This is a genomic window from Stenotrophomonas sp. STEN054 (assembly GCF_056854535.1).
Genome location: NZ_JBXFWG010000024.1, coordinates 1 through 18,285, shown reverse-complemented (window position 1 = coordinate 18,285; position 18,285 = coordinate 1). Strand labels below are relative to the sequence as shown.

Sequence of the window (18,285 nt, the reverse complement as noted above, 5' to 3'; positions counted from 1 at the left end):
GGGCTCAGTGGGGCGGGGCGGCGGTGGCCGCAGTGGGCGGAGACGGATGGTGCTTGCGCCATTGCTTGAGCACGGCGGTACGCAGTGACAGCAGCAGCAACCAGCAAAGGAAGCCGATGGCCAGCCAGCCGCTCAGGGTGAACACATCATTGAAGGCGCGCACGTTCGCTTCGCGGCGGGCCGTGGTCGCCAGCTGCGCGGCGCCCTGCGCGCTGCGCAGCACCGGGTCGGTGATCTGCGCGGCGTAGATCTGCTGCTGGATGCGCAGGCGCTGCGCGACCACCGGGTCGGCCGGATCGAGCTGGCTGGTGATCGCGCTGGAATACAGCTGCTCGCGGTGCAGCTGGAAGGTGCCCAGCAGCGCCGAACCGGCCAGGCCACCCAGGGTCTGGGTGATCGACAGGGTGACCAGGAAGGTGATCATGTGGTCCACACCCTGTTTCAGCGCCGCGGAAATGCCGAGCATGATCAGTGGGCCCATGAACATGCCGGCGCCGACCGAGGCCAGGAACTGGCTGATGTAGAAGTCGTGCGGCCGGTCCAGGCTGGTGCGGCTCTGGTCGAAGAACGCGGCGGTGCCCAGCAGCAGGATGGCCATCAGCAGCTGGGCGATCAGCCGCTTCGGCCCGAAGGTGAGCGAAGCTCCGGCGATGCCGACGATCACCCCGGCCAGGATCACCACGAACAGCGGGCGCATCTGGTCCGGGCCCATGCCCAGCGTGCGCATCAGGTTGACCACGCCGTAGGACTGTTCGGTGGTGAGGAAGCGCAGCAGGAACGCGCCGACGATGAAGTGCAGCACCGGCAGGGTGGTAAGCCAGCGGATCTGCAGCAGCGGGTTGCGCCGGTAGTGCTCGATGACCAGTGCGGTGGTGGCCAGCGCGATCGAAGCGACCAGGGCCCAGCCCAGCCACGGCGTGTTCAACCACCAGCGCGTGTAGCCCTGCGCCAGCACCACTACCAGCAGCGCCACGGCCGGTGCGAGCAGGGCGAAGGTGAGGAAGTCCAGCGGTTCGAACGCCTTGATCTGAATGCCCGGCGGCAGCTTCAGCACCACCACTGCGGCGAACGCGCACAGCGCCAGGCCGGCCTCGAACGAGTACAGCTGGTGCCACTGGCCGGTATCGACCAGCGCCGGCGAGACGATCCAAGCGAGGGGCACCGCCAGCTGGGACAGGCCGACACCAATCACCAACAGGTTGCCGGTGAAGCGCCGCGGCAGCGCCTGCAGCATGTACAGCGTGCCCAGCGTCGAGCACGCCGCGCCGGCAAAGCCGCTGGCCGCGCGGGTCAGCAGCGTGGTTTCGTAGCTGCCGACGAACAAGTGCAGCACCGCCAGCGCCGCATACAGGCCCAGGCCGATTTCGGCGAACAGACGGATGCCGTACTGCTGGCGGAACTTGAAGGCCAGCAGGTTGGCGGTGACATTGACCATGGCATAGGCCGCCACCAGCCAGCTGCCCTGGGTGGGCGTCAGCGCGAGCTGGCCCTGCAGGAAGGGCAGGTTGGCGGTGACCAGCGCATTGCCCAGGCCGCCGGTGATGGCCACCAGCAGCGAGACCAGCGCGTAGGCCGCGCGACGGTACGGGGGGTGCCAGGGCATCGAGGCCGAACCGGGCATGGTCGGCTTCTCGTGCTCCTCCCAGTCCGGAACCGGCTTGAGATACGGCTGGACCATCAGCGCCCCTGGTTGGCTGCTCCCTGGAGGCCGCCGCGCAGCAGCTGCAGGGCGCGTCCGGCCAGCTGGGCACGCTCTTCGCGGGTCTTGCCGCGCAGGGCTGCGCCCAGCATGCCCGAAATCAGTGAAATATCCGTCTTTTCCAGGTCCGGCCGGCACAGGCCGGCGGCTTTGGCGCGGGCGATCGGTGCTTCCAGCAGGTCGCGCACGGTCTCGCGCGCGGTGCGCATGGCGGGCACGTCCGAATCCACCGCGCGCCAATAGTCGGCCAGCGCCGGCGAATCGATGATGCGCTGGGCCATGCCTTCGAAGACCTCGAACAGGGCGTCGTCGCGGTCGCCCAGCTGTTCCACCTGGCGGCGGATGCGGTCAACGGTCCGCTGCAGCAGTGCCTGGATCAGCGCGGTGCGGTCGGGGAAGTTGCGGTACAGGGTGGCGCGGCCCACCTGGGCGCGTTCGACCACCAGGTCCAGCGGCGCGGTGACGCCGTGTTGGCCGAACACATGGTCGGCGGCATCAAGGATGAGGGCACGGCGGGCAGCAGCATCGGCACGTTGGGTGGTCATGGCTTCATTATCGGACAATAATGTCCGGCTGGCGAGACGGTGAATGACGGGAATGTCCGTTTGTTGCTCTACGCACGTCTTTGTAAATGAGGCGTGAAGATAATGCCCGTGGGAGCGCACCCATAAAAAACGGGGGCCATGAGGCCCCCGGGAGAGAACGGCGACGAACGTCGCCAGGAAATGGTTGGTTGGGACCAGTAGATCCACGCCATGCGTGGATGGCCCCAAATGCGTGGATGACCGATCAGAAGTACGCGCGGATGCCGAAGGCGACACCACGGCCCGGCAGCGGCGAGTAGTCACGCAGCAGCGAGGTGTGAGGACGCACTTCGCGGTTGGTCAGGTTGCTGCCATCCAGGAACACCTCGTAGCTGTTGCTGTCGCTGCGGTCCCAGCGGTAGGCGAAGTGCGCATCGACCAGGGTGTAGCCGTCGCTCGGCTCCTCGTTCTGGGCCACATCCTTCTGACGGCTGTAGCGCACCGCGCCGACCGACGCACGCCAGCCGTCCTTCGCCCAGCGCAGGTCGGCGCCGACGCGGGCCGGGGCGATGCGCGGCAGGTAACCGGTGTTGGCCAGATCCACGCTGTAGTTGTGGTTGTGGTCACCGTGCGGCACGGCGATGTCCAGCGTGCGGCTGCCGCTGCCATCCAGCTTGGCCTGCACGTAGTCACCGAACACGCGCAGGTCCCAGTCGCCGGCGTTGCCTTCGAACAGGTGCACCAGCGCCTCGGCCTCGGCACCCTTGAACACGGCGTCCTGCTGCGTCCAGGTACGCACCGGCAGGCCTTCGGTGATGCCGGTGTCGGCCAGGTAGATGAAGTCCTTGAACCTGGTCTGGTAGATCGCGGCGGAGAAGTCCAAGCGGTCGCTGTGGGTGTGGATGCCCAGCTCGACGCGCTGGCCGCGCTCGGTCTTCAGGTCGGCATCGCCGATTTCCAGCGAACGGGTGGCGATGTGGGCACCGGCCGCGTACAGCTCTTCATTGGTCGGTGCACGCTCGGAGCTGTCCACGCCGATGCGCAGGTCGACCGCATCGTTGAGCTTCCAGATACCGGCGGCGGAAAGGTTGGTGGCGTCGAACCTGCGGCGGCGGTAATCACCGGTCGGGTCCAGCTTCACCTGGTCGTGGCGGCCACCCAGTTCCAGCTTGAACGGGCCGAACTGCTTTTCCTGCAGCACGAACAGGCCGGCGTTTTTCGTGTTGGTGTTCGGTACGAACGCTTCTTCGCCGATGGCGCCGAAATCGCTGTTGCCGAACTGCACGCCGAACGCGCCGTCCCAGCCGCCGATCTGCTGCTGCACGGCTTCCAGGCGGGTTTCGATGCCACGGTTGGTGAAGCGGGTGGACGGCGTGCCGGCTTCCAGCTCCACGTGTTCGTAATCGGTGTAGGCCACGCGTGCGTTGACGTTCTTCAGGAACGAGACCGGGTTGTAGATGCCGGCCTTGGTCTCGAAGCGGTTCTGCACCATGTCGATGCGGACGTCATGCTCGTCGCCTTCCTCCTCCTCGTCGCCATGGTCGTGGTCATGGTCGTGGTCATCGCCATCGGCATGCACGTGGGCGCCGTTGGGAATGCCGTAGTTGGTGCGGTAGGTGCTGGCCGACACGCCGAGGTAACCACCTTCGCCCAGCCAGGTGGCACCGACGCCACCAGCGCGGGTACGGATGGAGCTGTTGTCCAGGCGGCCGCGGCGCGGCTCTTCGCCTTCCTCGCCTGCGTGGTCGTGGTCGTCGTGGTGGTCTTCCAGGCTGTCGATCACCGCGTAGCCGGGGATGCGGTAGTCATCGCCGTTGCGCACCAGGCCGTCGACATGCAGCACGACGTTGCCGCTGACGCCGTCGAGGCGGAACATGCCGCTGCGCTCGTCGTTGACCGAGTTGCCACGCACTTCGGCACGGCCGCTGAGCGGACGGTCCGGCAGCTCGCGGGCGATGCGGCCATCGACCACGTTCACTGCGCCGCCGATGGCGCCACTGCCGAACAGCAGGGTAGCCGGGCCCTTCAGCACTTCGATCTGGTCCGCCAGGAACGGCTCGATGCTGGTGGCGTGGTCGGCGCTGACGGTGGAGGCATCCATGTTGCCCATGCCGTTGGACAGCACGGCCACGCGCGGGCCTTCCTGGCCACGGATGATCGGGCGGCCGACGCCGGGGCCGAAGAAGGTGCTCTGCACGCCGGGCAGCTTGGCCACAGTGTCACCCAGGGTGCCGGCCTTCTGCTCGTCCAGGCGCTCGCCGGCCAGCACGTCCACCGGGCGGGCCAGCGACTCGGCATCGCCCTGCAGCGGCGAGGCGGTGACCTGCACCGACGACAGCTCGGTCAGGTGGCGGTCACGATGGGTATCCTGGTCGGCGGCGGCAAAAGCAGCCGACGGCAGCAGGGCGGCGAGGGCCAGGGCCAGGGAATGCGGATTGAAACGTGGGTGGTGAGAGGGCATCCGGTGCTTCCTTTGTTACATTGTATCAATCGGGTGGCGCACGTATCCCGTCGTGGGACAGGGGGAGGGAAACCGTGCGGGTCGGGGACGGATGTTATATTATTCCATAACGATTCGCCGACCCTGCTGGAAGTCATGTCCCCGTCCTCCTCCTTCCGCCGCCTGCTCGACCGCTTCGGCGCCACCGGTTCGATGCTGTGCGCCGTGCACTGCGCGGTGATCCCGGTGCTGCTGGCGATCGCCCCTTCGCTGGGCCTCTCGTTCTGGCTGAGCGACGGCGTGGAAATGACCCTGGTGGTGTTCGTGACCCTGCTTGGCCTGTTCAGCCTGGTCATGGGCTACCGCCGCCATGGCGCCCTGCGCGCGCTGGCTTTCCTGCTGCCGGGCCTGGTCGCCCTGTGGGCGGGCGTGCTGGTCGACGCGCTGCACCACAATGCCGTGCCGCATGCGGTGGTGATGACCTTCGGCGGCCTGCTGGTGGGTGTGGCCCACCTGGTCAACCTGCGGCTGAACCACGTCCACGTCCACGACGCCAGCTGCGCGCACTAGGCGCGTCGTGTTAGGATTTCTGATCGTGCGCGGGGGCGTCCAGCAAGACGGCCCCGCCGAACCCGTGTCAGCACGGGGTAACCAGATTTCACACTTTAGGAGTTGAAGACATGGGTAAGGGTGACCGCAAGACCGCCAAGGGCAAGCGCTACAACGCCAGCTACGGCAATGCCCGTTCGCACACCGCGAGCAAGGTCGCTGTAGGCGCCGGTGCCCCGGTTGCCAAGAAGACCGTGGCCAAGGCTCCGGCCAAGAAGGCCGTGGCGAAGAAGGCTGCTGCCAAGGCCTGATCCGGCCGGGTACGTGGTCCAAAGAAAAACGCGGCGCCTGGCGCCGCGTTTTTTTTGTGCCCGGCATTCCTGCCGCTGCGCTCGCCGGGCATGGCCCGGCGCTACCTCACCGCCCCCGGCGGCCGTTGGAATCAACGCAATGTTTCCTGCAGCGTCCCGGCGTTGCCATCGTTCGGTGCGGCCGGCACCTGCAGCAGCTGCGCCAGCAGCGGATAGACGTCGACGTTGTCGAAGCCATCGATCACCAGCCCCTGGCGGAACGAGGGACCGCGCGCGACGAACACGGCGCGCATCGAGGGCAGGGCATTGTCATAGCCGTGCGAGCCACGATCCTGGTGCGCGCGCGTGCCGATCCGCTCGGCATGCAGTGCGTCCCAGCCCTCATCCATCTGGCAGACGATGGGCGGCACGCGCGGGTGCGAACCGTAGTGCCAGCGGGCCGGCAGCGATTCCTTCTTCCAGCATTCGTAGTGGGCGTGGCGACCGAGCAGGGCGCGCTCGGCCTGTGCCTCGCGGCCGGCCACCGGCGCGAAACCGACCGACTGGCCCTGGCTGACGTTGCGGGCGATGGACGGATCGGCCATCGACTCGGTGGACACCACATGGTCCTCGGCCACGCTGGCCATGCCGTGGTCGGAGACCACGATGACGTTGGTGGTGGCCGCCAGGCCCTCGGCTTCCAGGCCATCCAGTACCTGGCCGACGATCTCGTCCGCCTGCACGATCGCATCGCGGTACTCGGTCGAATCGGGGCCATGGTTGTGGCCGGCCTTGTCGACGTTTTCCATGTACAGGGTGGTCAACCGTGGTGCATCGGCATCGGTCTGCGCCAGCCATTCCAGCACGGTACGCGCGCGTTGCTGCAGCGGTTCCTTGCTGTTGTAGACCTGCCACTGGCTGGGGCGGGTCCCGTCGATCTCGGCTTCGCTGCCCGGCCAGGACGTGGTCGCGGTGCGCACGCCGACCTTCTCGGCACCGACCCAGATCGGCTCGCCGCCCCACCAGCCACTGTCGGTCACCGCATCGCGGTCACCCAGGCTGAAGCGGCCCAGCTGGGCATCGTCCATGCTGTTGTTGACGATGCCATGATGGTCCGGGCGCAGGCCAGTAACGATGGTGTAGTGGTTGGGGAAGGTCAGCGACGGATAGGAAGGCGTCATCCAGCGCGCACGCACGCCGCCATCGATGATGCGCTGCAGGTTCGGAGTGAGCCCCCGGTCCAGCGCATCGGCACGCAGGCCATCGATGGAGATCAGCAGCAGTTTCGGCGGCGGCGCGTCGGCGCGCGCAACCGGCGCGGACGAAGAAGGCGTGGTCGTGCAGGCCGCCAGGGGCAGCAGCAACGCCAGCGAGCAGGTCAGGCGTACGGAAGTCATCGCGACATGATAAGCGTGCGCAATGACGCACCCAAGACACGGCGCGCTGCCGCGCGTGTCGACCAAGGTCGGCGCCCACCAACAGCCGCGTGTCCCAGTAGATCCACGCCATGCGTGGATGAAGCATTCGATATCCGACAGATGTGCCGACCAACGGTCGGCACCCACCAACAGCCGCGTGAACCCGCCAGTCCACGGAATGCCGCTCTTGATCTTGAGATTGCCGGCCAGCGGCCGGCACTACTGCGGGCGCAGGGCGCAGCCCCGCCGGAACTCCCAAAACCCTCAGGCAAACAGCGGTGCCTGCCGCTGCTCCAGCCGCAGCAGCGCCGCCTTGGTCTCCAACCCACCCCCAAACCCGGTCAATGCACCATTGCTGCCAATCACCCGATGGCACGGCAGGATGATCGGCAACGGATTGCGCCCATTCGCCGCGCCCACCGCACGCGTCGCCGTCGGCTGGCCCAGATGCTGCGCCAGCTGCAGGTAACTCCAGGTCCGCCCGAACGGAATCAGCGCCAATGCATGCCAGACCCGCAGCTGGAACGGCGTGCCCTGCGGTGCCAGCAGCAGATCGAAGGTGCTGCGCTCACCGTGCAGGAACTGCAGCAGCTGCTCGCGCGCCGCCGGCAGCGCATCCGGTGAATACAGCCAGTCGCCGCGGCCACGTGCCGGATGGCGGTTTTCCGGGAACAGCACGTGGGCCAGGCCACGTTCGTCACCGGCGATGGTCAGCTCGCCGATCGGGCTGTCGAAACGATCGAACAACAGGGTCATGTCGGTTCTCCAACAAACGTGCCGGACAGGTGCCACAGGTGCAGCACCGCATAGGCGCGCCAAGGCCGCCAGGGTTGCGAACGTGCTTCGGTGGCACGTTCGCTCAGGCGCTGGCCCTGCGCATGGCCGAGCACCTGCTGCAGCACCAGGTCACCAGCGGGGAAGGCATCGGGTTGGCCCAGGCCACGCAGGGCGATGTACTGCGCCGTCCATGGCCCGATACCGGGCAGGGCCACGCAGCGGGCGACGAAATCCTCCAGCGCCTGGCCGGGGCCGAAATCCAGTTCACCACTGGCACAGGCTGTCGCCAGCGCCCGCACGGTGCCCGCACGCGTGCGCGGCAGGCCGATCGATTCCAGCGGTGCCTCGGCCAGCACCTCCGGTGCTGGGAACTGGCGGTCGAACTCGGCGGGCATGCCGGGCAGGTGCGCGCCCCACGCATCGACCAGGCGACGCGCGAAGGTGGTGGCCGCGGCGACAGTCACTTGCTGGCCCAGCACCGCGCGCACGGCCACTTCAAAACCATCCCAGCCACCGGGGACGCGCAGGCCGGGCCGCTCGGCGATGCCGCGCGACAGCAGCGGTTCCTCGGCCAGGGCAGCGTGCACCTGCTGCAGGTCGGCATCGAGGTCGAACACCCGGCGCACGCGGCGCACGATGTCCGGAATCAGCCGCGGATCGACCGCGCCCAGCTGCAGGCGCAGTTCTGGACGCTTGGGGTCGGCGGTCACCCGTAGCAGGGAGGGGCGCTCGGGCGTGCCGAGCACGCGCTGGTAGCTGTCTTCGCCGATCAGTTCGATGCCCGGCAGGCTGCGCTTGCGCAGGAAGGCGAGCATGCGCGGGAAATCCAGCGGCGGGCGATAGCCCAGGCGCAGCACCAGGCTGCCATCGTCGGCGGCCGAGGGGGTGTGCTGGCGGCGCAGCGCGGTCGGTGCCATGCCGCAGCCTTGCAGGAAGGCGGTGTTGAAGCGACGCACGCTGTTGTAGCCGGCGGCCAGGGCAACGTCGGTGACCGGCAGGGTGGTTTCGGTCAGCAGCTGCTTGGCCAGCAGCAGGCGATGGGTGGCGTGGATCTGCCCCGGCGTGGCGCCCAGGTGTTCGACGAACAGACGCTGCAGCTGGCGTGCGCTCACGCCCAGTTTCGCGCCGAGTTCTGCCACGGCCTGGTCCTGCAGGGAGCCAGCATGGATGAGCGCCAGGGCGCGCTGCACGGTCTGCCCGGCCAGGGCCTGCTGTGCCTGCGGAGCGAGTTCGGGGCGGCAGCGCAGGCACGGCCGGTAGCCCGCGGCGGCAGCGGCGGCGGCGGTCGGGTAGTAGCTGATGTTGCGCGGCTTCGGCGGCGGTGCCGGGCAGACGGGGCGGCAATAGATGCCGGTGCTGCGCACGGCGGTGAAGAACACGCCATCGAAGCGCGCGTCACGGGCCAGGCGGGCGCGGTCGCAGGCGGCGTGGTCGAGGGTGGGGGCGGTGTCCATGGCGCCAGTCTAGGGCGGGGCGGGGGGAGATACTCGCCGGATTCGGACATGGATGTTGGTGGGGGTTTAGGCAGGGCTTGCAGCCCTGCACCCGCAAGGTCCACGTCAACGTCCAAGTCAAAAGCGGGCTTCCTGGGGGTAGGCGGGGCGGGGCCGGGGGCAGGGGGCGCTGCAAGTACGTCCATGTAAGCTCGGTCGCCGTATCCATGCGGCTCACGCCCCTGCCACCGGACCCACCCCGCCTTCGACAGTTTCCTGCGGCTGTTGGTGGGTGCCGACCGCTGGTCGGCACGCTTCTGCTGTCGGTAGGTGCCGACCGTTGGTCGGCACGCTTTCCCCCCCCAGGGTCAGAAGGGGTTCAGTGGCGCGCGCTGAATGCGCGGCGGGGACGGGTAGACTGCAGGCCTTGTCCTCATAAAGCCCGGTTGCCCGATGTCCGTCAGATTCCGCTGGTTGCCCCTGTTGTGCCTGGCCCTGACGGGCTGCAGCCGGCTGGAGAACCCTGGCAACGTCACTGCCGCCGACAAGGCCACGCGGGCGCCGGCCAGCGATGGCGAGAACATGGTGTCGATCAATGCGGCCGATGCGCCGCCGCCGCCGGTGGCGCCGCCGCGCAGCAGGGCGGATCGGCCGTGGCCGCAGGCGCAGCTGGAGAACGGCCAGGCCTGGGTCAGCTGCGGTACCGACTATGCCGCCGATGGCGGGGACGGCGTTGAACTGGAAGGCCTGCAGCGCGAACAGATCGAGCAGGCCATGCAGCCGTGCGTCGAACGCGGGCTGCTGCGCGTGCGCTACCAGGGCAAGATCAACCCCGGCTTCGCCGAAATGATGTGGCGGCTGGCGGTGGTGGCCGATGCGTTGAAGATCCACAAGCGCATCCTCGATCTCGATTCCAGCGGCGGCCAGGTTGAATCGGCCATCGTCGCCGGCGACAGCATCGGTGAGTCAGGCTGGACCATCTGGGTGCGCGAGGGTTCCATCTGCCACAGCGCCTGTGTGTTCGTGCTCGCGGCCGGCGACAACCGGCTGCTGTCGGGCAAGGTCGGCATCCATCGCATGATGCGCATCAGTTCCAAGGCTACCTCGCGCGCCGAGCTCAACCGCGAGCTGCACGAGGTCTACGACAACGTGAAGGATTACCTGCAGCGCAACGGCGTGGCGGTGGGCGTGGCCGACCTGATGATGACCGTGCCCAACCGCAGCCTGCGCCTGCTTACCCCCGACGAGCTGCGCCAGTACGGCCTGGACGGGACCAACGCGGTGCAGGACGACCTCGAACGGATCAAGCAGATGCGTGCCTGCGGCGATGATTTCGTGCAGCGCAAGGATGCCTTCCTGGTGGCCTTCGACCAGCAGTGCAAGCACGAAGGCGCGGACATGGAATCTATCAACAGCTGCGGCCAGGCGCTGAAGCAGCGCTTCGGCTTCCCCGATGAGGTGTGCCCGGAAGAGAGCCCGCTCTCGGAAATCGATGTGGCGACCCTGCCGCCGGCCCCGCCGGAGAAGCCGCCGGTGGCCGAACAACCGGCCGCCGAAGGGGCCGCGCCGGCCGCGCAGGGTGATGCCGCGGCCGTGGAAGCCAGCGCCCCCGCGCGCTGACGGCGTACTCACCGGTCTGAAGTAGACTGCGGTTCTTACCCTCGAACCGGCGGTGTCCATGAAGCGCGTGTGTTTGCCGAAGTTCCTGCTGTTGTCCCTGCTGCCGTTGATCGCGCTGGCGCAAGCCCCGGCACCGGCCACGCCCGCACCGTCCCCCTCACGCCCGGCGCCGGCGACCCCGGCCCTGACCGCTGCGCAGCAGGCACAGGTGCAGAAGCAGGATGCGGACATGAGCGCTGCGGCACTGAAGGCCGCCCAGCTGGTGGACAGCAACCGTGCCGGTGAGCTGTGGGACGGTGCCTCGGCCGTGGCCCGCCGCGCGGTGCCCAAGGCGGCGTTCGTCAGCCAGCTGGCCGCCGATCGCACCCGTCTGGGCACCATGAACGGCCGCGGCCAGCCGACCATCACCCGGGTCAAGTACGCCGCCGGCGCCGCCGTGCCGGAAGGCCTGTACATCAACGTCAGCTTCCCGACCCGCTTCGCCAACAGCGCGCAGCCGGTGCGCGAACTGGTGTCGTTCCGTTTCGACGAGGACCAGACCTGGCGCCTGGCCGGTTACAGCCTGCGCGCGTCCGCACCCTGACGGAGAACATCGATGGCCACTGAATTGACCCTGCTGGCCTGGGCGATGCTGCTCGGCTTTGTGTACATCTTCGCCGCTTCGGCCGTGGTCACCCACGAGCGCGGGATGAAGTGGAACGCGTCGGCGCGCGATGCGCCCGACGTGCCATTGAGCCCGCTGGCGGGAAGGCTGAAGCGGGCGCAGGCCAACTTCTTCGAAACGTTCCCGTTTTTCGCTGCCGCCGCGATCGCGGTGGTGGTGGCCGGGCGCAGCAACGAGACCACTGTGCTGGCCGCGCAGGTCTATTTCTGGGCGCGGGTGGTCTACCTGCCGCTGTACGCGGCCGGCGTGCCCTACGTGCGCAGTCTGGTCTGGGTCGTCTCGGTCGTGTCGATCTTCAAGCTGGTATTCGCACTGCTCTGAGGCAGGTGCGGGCCTGATCCAGATCATGGCCAGTCATGCGCCTGGCGCTATTCTGGGCCCGACTGGAATCAACGGCAGGAGGCGCGGATGTGCAGGATGGACGTGGTGGTGGTCGGTGCGGGCCCAGCGGGCCTGTGCTTTGCGCGTGCGCTGGCTGGCAGCGGTCTGCAGGTCGGCCTGGTCGAGGTGCAGCCGCGCGAGGCGCTGGCCCAGGCGGCCTTCGATGGCCGCGAGATTGCCCTGACCCATGCGTCTCGACAGAGCCTGGAACAGCTGGGCCTGTGGCAGCGCCTGCCCGAAGCGGAAATTTCCGAGCTGCGCGATGCGCGGGTGTTGAACGGCGCATCGCCGTTTGCGCTGACCTTCGCCAGTGGCCAGCGCGATGGCCAGCCGCTCGGCTGGCTGGTGCCCAACCACCTGATCCGCCGCGCCGCCTGGGAGGCGGTGCAGGGCCAGACCGGGCTGGAGCTGTTCGACGGCCGCAAGGTGCTGGCCGTGCAGGCCGACGCGCAGGGCCAGGTGGTCACGCTGGATGACGGCAGCGAACTGCATGCCCGCCTGCTTGTCGCCGCCGACAGCCGCTTCTCCCCCACCCGCCGCATGCTCGGCATCGGCGCGCAGATGCGTGACTTCGGCAAGTCGATGCTGGTCTGCCGCATGCAGGTCGAGCGCGACCACCATCACGCCGCTTGGGAATGGTTCGGCTATGGCCGCACGATGGCGCTGCTGCCGCTCAACGAAGGCCAGGCCTCGGCGGTCATCACCCTGCCGCCGCGGCAGATCGAGGAGCTGCTGGCGATGGACGAGGTGGGCTTCGGCGAGGCCATCACCGCGTGCTTCGAGCATCGCCTGGGGCAGATGCAGCCGGTGGCCACGCCCAAGGCCTATCCGCTGGTGGGGGTGTACGCGCATCAGTTCATCGGCGGGCGCTCGGCGCTGATCGGTGATGCCGCGGTGGGCATGCACCCGGTCACCGCGCATGGCTTCAATCTGGGCCTGGCCAGTGCACAACGGCTGGCGCAGGGCATCCTGGCGCAGCAGCAACGGGGCGCGGACATTGCCGCGACCGGCATGCTGGCGCGATACCAGCGCGGTCACCGGCTGGCGTCGCGACCGCTGTACGAGGCCACCAACGCCATTGCCAGCCTGTACACGGACGATCGGCGGCCGGCACGCCTCCTGCGCGCGGCCGGGCTGCGGGTGGCGCAGGGCGTCGCGCCGTTCCGGCAGCTGATCGCCGCGCACCTGACCCAGCGGGTGGCCTGAGCCGGCTGGGCGTGCCTGGATCAGCCGGCGGCCAGCACCCGGATCTGGCTGTCGGCGAATTCAACCACCTGGCCTGCGCGGATCTTGCAGGCCTTGCGCAGCTCGACCTCGCCATCGACCCGCACCTGACCCTCGCTGATGACCATCTTGGCCTCGCCGCCGCTGGTGACCAGGTCGGCCAGCTTGAGCAGCTGCTTGAGTTCGACGTACTCGCCGTCGAGGTCGAATTCGAGGATCTGCATGGTGGGGTATCCTTGGAAAGCGGGCGGGAAGGGCGCGTATTGTGCGCCAGCGCGACCCGGAAGGGGATGCGAATGGTTTCCTGTACGCATGGTTCAGGGAGAGTGCGGTATCATTCCGCTCTGAGTGAGTGAAATCTCCTCCGACCGAGCAGCGCCAGGGCACGCGATAAGAAGGGCGCCCAAAGCGCGGACCATCCCTTTTTTATCGCACTGCCATGCAGATGGCCGTGCCTTTGGAGTTCCCCATGTCCCAAGATTCCCAGACGCCGACCCCGGCGCCGTTGCAGTTCGCGCAGCTCGGCCTGTCCGAACCTGTGATGCAGGCCGTCAGCGCCATCGGCTATGAAACCCCGTCGCCGATCCAGGCCGCCACCATCCCGGCGATGCTGGAAGGCCGCGACGTGCTGGGCCAGGCGCAGACCGGTACCGGCAAGACAGCCGCTTTCGCCCTGCCGGTACTGTCCAACATCGACCTGCAGCAGATCAAGCCCCAGGCCCTGATCCTGGCGCCGACCCGCGAGCTGGCCATCCAGGTCGCCGAGGCCTTCCAGTCCTATTCGTCGAAGATCCCCGGCTTCCGCGTGCTGCCGGTGTACGGCGGCCAGCCCTACGGCCAGCAGCTGTCGGCCCTGCGCCGCGGCGTGCACATCGTGGTCGGTACCCCCGGCCGCGTGATCGACCACCTGGAGCGCAGCACCCTCGACCTGTCCGAGCTGAAGACCCTGGTGCTGGACGAAGCCGATGAAATGCTGCGCATGGGCTTCATCGACGACGTCGAAGCCGTGCTGAAGAAGCTTCCGGAGCAGCGCCAAGTGGCGCTGTTCTCGGCCACCATGCCGCCGCAGATCCGTCGCATCGCCCAGACCTACCTGCAGGATCCGGTTGAAGTCACCATCCAGGCCAAGACCACCACCTCGGCCAACATCCGCCAGCGCTACTGGTGGGTGAGCGGCATGCACAAGCTGGACGCGCTGACCCGCATCCTGGAAGTCGAGCCGTTCGACGCGATGATCATCTTCGCCCGCACCAAGGCCGGCACCGAGGAACTGGCCGGCAAGCTGCAGGCCCGTGGCCTGGCCGCTGCCGCCATCAACGGCGACATGCAGCAGGCCCAGCGTGAGCGCACCATTGCCATGCTGAAGGAAGGCAAGCTGGACATCCTGGTGGCCACCGACGTGGCCGCCCGCGGCCTGGACGTGGAGCGCATCAGCCACGTGCTGAACTACGACATCCCGTACGACACCGAAAGCTACGTGCACCGCATCGGCCGTACCGGCCGTGCCGGCCGCAGCGGCGAGGCGATCCTGTTCGCCACCCCGCGCGAGAAGGGCATGCTGCGCCAGATCGAGCGCGCCACCCGCCAGCCGATCGAAGAAATGCAGCTGCCGAGCGTGGAAGCGGTCAACGACACCCGCATCAACAAGTTCACCTCGCGCATCAGCGAAACCCTCGGTGCCGGCGGCCTGGACTTCTACCGCCAGCTGCTGGAACGCTTCGAGAACGAGCAGAACGTGCCGGCCATCGAAGTGGCTGCTGCCCTGGCCAAGATGCTGCAGGGCGATACTCCGTTCCTGCTGCAGCCGCCGGTGCGCGCCCCGCGTGAAGAGCGTGCGCCGCGTGAACGCTTCGAACGCCCGGAGCGTGCCGACCGTGGCGACCGCAACGAGCGTGGCCCGCGCTTCGAACGTGGCCCGCGCCGTGAAGATGGTGAGGGTGGCTTCGAGCAGCGTCCGCGTCGTGATGTGCCGCCGCGCGGTGCGCCGGAGCAGGGCATGGAGACCTACCGCATCTCGGTTGGCCACCAGCACGGCGTGAAGCCGGCCAACATCGTCGGCGCCATCGCCAACGAGGCCGGTCTGGAAAGCCGTTTCATCGGCCGCATCGACATCCATGACGACTTCTCGCTGCTGGACCTGCCGGCGCAGATGCCGCAGGACGTGCTCTCGCACCTGCAGAAGGTGTGGGTGTCCGGCCAGCAGCTGCAGATGCGGGCGCTGGCCCCGGGTGAAGACACCAACCCGGCACCGCGTCCGTTCAAGCCGCGCTTCGACAAGCGTGGTCCGGGCGGTCCAGGCGGTCCGCGCCGTGGTGGTCCGGGCGGCCCGGGTGGCCATGGTGGTCCGGGTGGCGACCGCGGCGGTGACCGCGACAGCCGTCCGCCGCGTCGTGACGGCTTCAAGCCGCGCGGCCCGCGCAGCTACTGATCCGCCGCGATGTGCCTGAACAACGCCAGCCCCCGGGCTGGCGTTGTTCGTTTCGGGCCACAAAAGGGGGACGGAGGGGATTGAATCCATTCCATCCCCTCCGTCCCCTTGCCGTGGCCCGGCTTCGCATGGTCCACACACGGGCGGCCATAGGCTGACATGGTTGATCAAGGAGGCTGTCACGGCACATTCGGGGGAATCCGGGATGGGTAGAGGCAAGGAGCAGCATCAGCGGCGGGTTCCGATGACCCGTGGTCTGTGGGTGCGGTTCGTACTTCTGACGGGCATGGCGATCGGACTGGTCGGCCTGTCCGCGTTGATCCAGGAACTGCAGGCGGCGTCCACTGCCTGGATTGCGGGCCAGGGGCACTGGTCGCGTGGTCAGCAGGATGCCACCGCCGCGCTCAGCCGTTATCTGGCACGCGGCGATGCGCATGATCTGGACGATGCCCGGCGCGCCCTGCAGGTTCCGCTGGGCGATCTGCATGCGCGCCTGGCACTGGAACAGCCCGAGCCGGACCTGGCAAAGGCCCGCGAGGGCTTCCTGCGCGGCGGCAACGCACGCGAGGAGGTCTCGCGGCTTATTTTTTCGTTCCGTTACGCACGCGACCTCGGCGAGTTCAGTGAAGCCACCCGATTGTGGCGGCAGACCGACACGCACCTGCTGGCCATGCAGGCGCTGATCGACGAACTTGACAGGGTGCCGCCGCAATCACTGCAGCAGCCCCGCGTGCGCAACCACTACATGCAGCGCGTGCACGACGTGGACCTGCAGCTGCAATCGCAGGCCGAAGCATTTTCCAAGGCCCTGCTGCGCATGGCACATACGGTGCGCATCGCTACCCTGATCGTCGGCGGCTTCTCGGTACTGGTCATCACCCTGATGGCGATAGCCCTGGCGCGCCGTGTCGGCACGGACCTGACCGAGCACGAAAGCCGCTTCCGCGCGGCCTTCTATCAGGCCAACGTGGGCATGCTGAAGCTGGATGCGGCCGGGCGGGTGATGGAGGCCAACCAGGCCATGGCTGACATCCTCGACTACCGCCGCGATGTGCTGCAGCAGATGGCCCTCGGCGACCTGCTGATGGACGGCGAGCTGGTGCTGGACGCTGACGGCCGCATCGACTGGGATCGCCAGCTGCGGCCGGGCGAACTGCGCTTCCGCCGCCGCGACGGCAGCCTGGTCTGGGGCCGCTGGAGCGGCACCGCCGTGCGCAGTGCCGGCGGCCGGCTGTCGGTGTTCTCCATCATCGAGGATGTCAGCCAGAACCATGCGCTGGCCCGCGAGATCGAGCACCACGCCAGCCACGATCCGCTCACCGGACTGATCAACCGCCGCGAGATCGAGCGGCTGCTGGAACGCGCGCTGCTGCAGGTCCGCTCGGAGGGCGGCACGCATTCGTTGTGCTACATCAACCTGGACCACTTCAAGCTGGTCAACGACAGCTTCGGCCACGCCGCGGGTGACCAGATGCTGCGTGGCTTCGCCGAGTATCTGGTGGGCGCGGTGCGCGACGGTGACTGGGTTGGGCGGCTGGGCGCCGACGAATTCGCGGTGTTCCTCGGCCGGGCCAGCCAGGACGAGGCCAAGCGGGTGCTGCAGCGGCTGGTCCGCAATCTGGGGCAGGCCACGTTCCCGATCAGCGAGGGCAGCCCGCAGCTGAGCTGCAGCATCGGCGTGGTGGAAGTGACCGCCGATGCGCCCGACGTGAACTGGCTGATGAGCGCCGCCGACAGCGCCTGCTATGCAGCCAAGCAGGCCGGCCGCAACCGCGTGCACTGTTTCAACGAGGACCGCCTCGCGCTGGACGAACGCCGGCACGAGGCCGAACGCCTGCAGCGGGTGAGCCGGGCCATGGCCGAGAACCGCATGCTGCTGTATGCCCAGCGCATCGCCAAGGTCGGCGATCCCGGCTACCTGCATTACGAGGTGCTGGTGCGCATGCGCGATGCCGACGGCGCGCTGCACCTGCCGGGCCAGTTCATGCCGGCGGTGGAGCGCTATGGCATGGCCGTGGCGCTGGACCGCCATGTGCTCGGCCTGTTGTTCCGCCACCTGCAGGTCTGCCCGGCGCATGTGCGCCAACTGGGCCTGTGCAACGTCAACGTGTCGGCGCAGTCGATCGCCGAGCCGAGCTTCCTGGCCTTCGTCTGCGACCTGCTGGAACGTAACCGCGCGCTGGCCGCCAAGCTCTGTTTCGAAGTGACCGAGACGGCGGCGATCAGCAACCTGACCCAGGCGCGGGCGTTCATCGATGCGGTAAAGGCGCGGGGCTGCCGGATGGCGCTGGATGACTTTGGCTCGGGCCTGTCTTCGTTCGGGTATCTGCGGCAGTTGCCGGCGGACATCCTGAAGATCGACGGCGCGTTCGTGCGGGACATGGACACCGATGCGGTGAGCCGGGCGACGGTGCGGGCGATCAGCGAGCTGGGGCGCGAGCTGCAGATGGAAGTGGTGGCCGAGTGGGTGGAGACAGCCGAGGTGGCACAGACGCTGGTCGACATGGGGGTGGCGGGGCTGCAGGGCTATGCGATCGAACGGCCGCAGCCGCTGGAGCGGTTGACGCTGGCCAACCAGCGGCCGGTGCGGCTGGTCGGCACCCAGGGCCCGCCGGGGTAGGGGGTTTTCTGCAGGGCTTGCAGCCCTGCACCTGCTCACTGCAAGGGCCAAAGCCAGAGCGGCATTCCGCGGGATGGCGGGGCACTGTGGGCTTGCGGGGAGGCCGTAAACCCATCCAGGGGGGGTTGGTCGCCGCTTGCTCGTGTGGGCTGTCGTGCGCACAGGGCAAGACCGGGGTTGGGCGTCCTGCCCAAGCCGCGCGAGGCATGCCTCGGGCC

The 18,285-nt window shown here is 68.2% G+C and carries 15 protein-coding genes; 8 read left to right on the top strand and 7 right to left on the bottom strand.

Going from position 1 to position 18,285, the window contains the following annotated elements; translation table 11 throughout:
• Nucleotides 1-4: 4 nt before the first annotated feature.
• The 3 genes from AC1VXD_RS11335 to AC1VXD_RS11325 all read right to left on the bottom strand — a co-directional run bounded on the left by AC1VXD_RS11335 (nt 5) and on the right by AC1VXD_RS11325 (nt 4,684).
• Nucleotides 5-1,678 carry an MFS transporter gene (locus tag AC1VXD_RS11335; RefSeq protein WP_482992117.1) on the bottom strand — a complete coding sequence of 558 codons (1,674 nt, stop codon included), beginning with the start codon at nt 1,676-1,678 and terminating at the stop codon, nt 5-7.
• On the bottom strand, nt 1,678-2,244 hold the full coding sequence (locus tag AC1VXD_RS11330; protein ID WP_482992116.1) for a TetR/AcrR family transcriptional regulator: 567 nt from the start codon (nt 2,242-2,244) through the stop codon (nt 1,678-1,680). Before AC1VXD_RS11330 ends, AC1VXD_RS11335 begins: the two co-directional genes overlap by 1 nt.
• A 244-nt stretch (nt 2,245-2,488) precedes the next feature.
• Nucleotides 2,489-4,684 carry a TonB-dependent receptor gene (locus tag AC1VXD_RS11325; RefSeq protein ID WP_482992115.1) on the bottom strand — a complete coding sequence of 732 codons (2,196 nt, stop codon included), beginning with the start codon at nt 4,682-4,684 and terminating at the stop codon, nt 2,489-2,491.
• Nucleotides 4,685-4,819: 135 nt separating this feature from the next.
• Between AC1VXD_RS11325 and AC1VXD_RS11320 the strand changes: the two genes are divergently transcribed.
• Complete coding sequence (locus AC1VXD_RS11320) at nt 4,820-5,233, top strand: MerC domain-containing protein (RefSeq protein WP_482992114.1); 414 nt, start codon at nt 4,820-4,822, stop codon at nt 5,231-5,233.
• A 110-nt stretch (nt 5,234-5,343) separates the two neighbouring features.
• Nucleotides 5,344-5,523, top strand: coding sequence for a 30S ribosomal protein THX (locus tag AC1VXD_RS11315; RefSeq protein ID WP_079221211.1), 180 nt, complete (start codon nt 5,344-5,346; stop codon nt 5,521-5,523).
• A 131-nt stretch (nt 5,524-5,654) separates the two neighbouring features.
• On the opposite strand, the gene AC1VXD_RS11310 is transcribed toward AC1VXD_RS11315, so the two are convergent.
• The 3 genes from AC1VXD_RS11310 to AC1VXD_RS11300 all read right to left on the bottom strand — a co-directional run bounded on the left by AC1VXD_RS11310 (nt 5,655) and on the right by AC1VXD_RS11300 (nt 9,151).
• Entirely contained in the window at nt 5,655-6,899 is a 1,245-nt protein-coding gene (locus tag AC1VXD_RS11310; RefSeq protein WP_482992113.1) for an alkaline phosphatase family protein, read from the bottom strand.
• Nucleotides 6,900-7,184: 285 nt separating this feature from the next.
• Complete coding sequence (locus tag AC1VXD_RS11305; RefSeq protein ID WP_482992112.1) at nt 7,185-7,676, bottom strand: methylated-DNA--[protein]-cysteine S-methyltransferase; 492 nt, start codon at nt 7,674-7,676, stop codon at nt 7,185-7,187.
• On the bottom strand, nt 7,673-9,151 hold the full coding sequence (locus AC1VXD_RS11300; protein WP_482992111.1) for a DNA-3-methyladenine glycosylase 2 family protein: 1,479 nt from the start codon (nt 9,149-9,151) through the stop codon (nt 7,673-7,675). The genes AC1VXD_RS11305 and AC1VXD_RS11300 overlap by 4 nt, the downstream gene beginning before the upstream one ends.
• 432 nt (nt 9,152-9,583) lie before the next feature.
• Here AC1VXD_RS11300 and AC1VXD_RS11295 point away from each other — a divergent pair, with 432 nt between their 5' ends.
• The 4 genes from AC1VXD_RS11295 (at nt 9,584) to ubiM (ending at nt 13,001) form a co-directional block, all read left to right on the top strand.
• The gene (locus AC1VXD_RS11295; RefSeq protein ID WP_482992110.1) at nt 9,584-10,750 is read left to right on the top strand and encodes a COG3904 family protein; all 1,167 of its coding nucleotides are present in this window, start codon (nt 9,584-9,586) and stop codon (nt 10,748-10,750) included.
• A 58-nt stretch (nt 10,751-10,808) separates the two neighbouring features.
• Nucleotides 10,809-11,333: a DUF4019 domain-containing protein gene (locus AC1VXD_RS11290; protein ID WP_482992109.1), complete on the top strand. Its 525-nt coding sequence runs from the start codon at nt 10,809-10,811 to the stop codon at nt 11,331-11,333.
• A gap of 12 nt (nt 11,334-11,345) precedes the next feature.
• Entirely contained in the window at nt 11,346-11,735 is a 390-nt protein-coding gene (locus tag AC1VXD_RS11285; protein ID WP_482992108.1) for an MAPEG family protein, read from the top strand.
• Nucleotides 11,736-11,822: 87 nt separating this feature from the next.
• Nucleotides 11,823-13,001, top strand: coding sequence for a 5-demethoxyubiquinol-8 5-hydroxylase UbiM (gene ubiM, locus AC1VXD_RS11280; RefSeq protein ID WP_482992107.1), 1,179 nt, complete (start codon nt 11,823-11,825; stop codon nt 12,999-13,001).
• Between the two features lie 20 nt (nt 13,002-13,021).
• Here ubiM and AC1VXD_RS11275 read toward each other — a convergent pair whose 3' ends face one another.
• Nucleotides 13,022-13,243 carry an RNA-binding S4 domain-containing protein gene (locus tag AC1VXD_RS11275; RefSeq protein WP_482992106.1) on the bottom strand — a complete coding sequence of 74 codons (222 nt, stop codon included), beginning with the start codon at nt 13,241-13,243 and terminating at the stop codon, nt 13,022-13,024.
• A gap of 245 nt (nt 13,244-13,488) precedes the next feature.
• On the opposite strand from AC1VXD_RS11275, the gene AC1VXD_RS11270 reads away from it, so the two are divergent.
• Both AC1VXD_RS11270 and AC1VXD_RS11265 read left to right on the top strand, forming a co-directional pair.
• Nucleotides 13,489-15,447, top strand: coding sequence for a DEAD/DEAH box helicase (locus tag AC1VXD_RS11270; protein WP_482992105.1), 1,959 nt, complete (start codon nt 13,489-13,491; stop codon nt 15,445-15,447).
• Nucleotides 15,448-15,691: 244 nt separating this feature from the next.
• Complete coding sequence (locus AC1VXD_RS11265; RefSeq protein WP_482992104.1) at nt 15,692-18,067, top strand: putative bifunctional diguanylate cyclase/phosphodiesterase; 2,376 nt, start codon at nt 15,692-15,694, stop codon at nt 18,065-18,067.
• The last annotated feature ends 218 nt before the right edge of the window (nt 18,068-18,285 follow it).

Bases quoted from the DNA above. Each gene is read 5' to 3' on its own strand.
- AC1VXD_RS11335 (WP_482992117.1), bottom strand. From the start codon at position 1,678: ATGGTCCAGCCGTATCTCAAGCCGGTTCCGGACTGGGAGGAGCACGAG.
- AC1VXD_RS11330 (WP_482992116.1), bottom strand. From the start codon at position 2,244: ATGACCACCCAACGTGCCGATGCTGCTGCCCGCCGTGCCCTCATCCTT.
- AC1VXD_RS11325 (WP_482992115.1), bottom strand. From the start codon at position 4,684: ATGCCCTCTCACCACCCACGTTTCAATCCGCATTCCCTGGCCCTGGCC.
- AC1VXD_RS11320 (WP_482992114.1), top strand. From the start codon at position 4,820: ATGTCCCCGTCCTCCTCCTTCCGCCGCCTGCTCGACCGCTTCGGCGCC.
- AC1VXD_RS11315 (WP_079221211.1), top strand. From the start codon at position 5,344: ATGGGTAAGGGTGACCGCAAGACCGCCAAGGGCAAGCGCTACAACGCC.
- AC1VXD_RS11310 (WP_482992113.1), bottom strand. From the start codon at position 6,899: ATGACTTCCGTACGCCTGACCTGCTCGCTGGCGTTGCTGCTGCCCCTG.
- AC1VXD_RS11305 (WP_482992112.1), bottom strand. From the start codon at position 7,676: ATGACCCTGTTGTTCGATCGTTTCGACAGCCCGATCGGCGAGCTGACC.
- AC1VXD_RS11300 (WP_482992111.1), bottom strand. From the start codon at position 9,151: ATGGACACCGCCCCCACCCTCGACCACGCCGCCTGCGACCGCGCCCGC.
- AC1VXD_RS11295 (WP_482992110.1), top strand. From the start codon at position 9,584: ATGTCCGTCAGATTCCGCTGGTTGCCCCTGTTGTGCCTGGCCCTGACG.
- AC1VXD_RS11290 (WP_482992109.1), top strand. From the start codon at position 10,809: ATGAAGCGCGTGTGTTTGCCGAAGTTCCTGCTGTTGTCCCTGCTGCCG.
- AC1VXD_RS11285 (WP_482992108.1), top strand. From the start codon at position 11,346: ATGGCCACTGAATTGACCCTGCTGGCCTGGGCGATGCTGCTCGGCTTT.
- ubiM (WP_482992107.1), top strand. From the start codon at position 11,823: ATGTGCAGGATGGACGTGGTGGTGGTCGGTGCGGGCCCAGCGGGCCTG.
- AC1VXD_RS11275 (WP_482992106.1), bottom strand. From the start codon at position 13,243: ATGCAGATCCTCGAATTCGACCTCGACGGCGAGTACGTCGAACTCAAG.
- AC1VXD_RS11270 (WP_482992105.1), top strand. From the start codon at position 13,489: ATGTCCCAAGATTCCCAGACGCCGACCCCGGCGCCGTTGCAGTTCGCG.
- AC1VXD_RS11265 (WP_482992104.1), top strand. From the start codon at position 15,692: ATGACCCGTGGTCTGTGGGTGCGGTTCGTACTTCTGACGGGCATGGCG.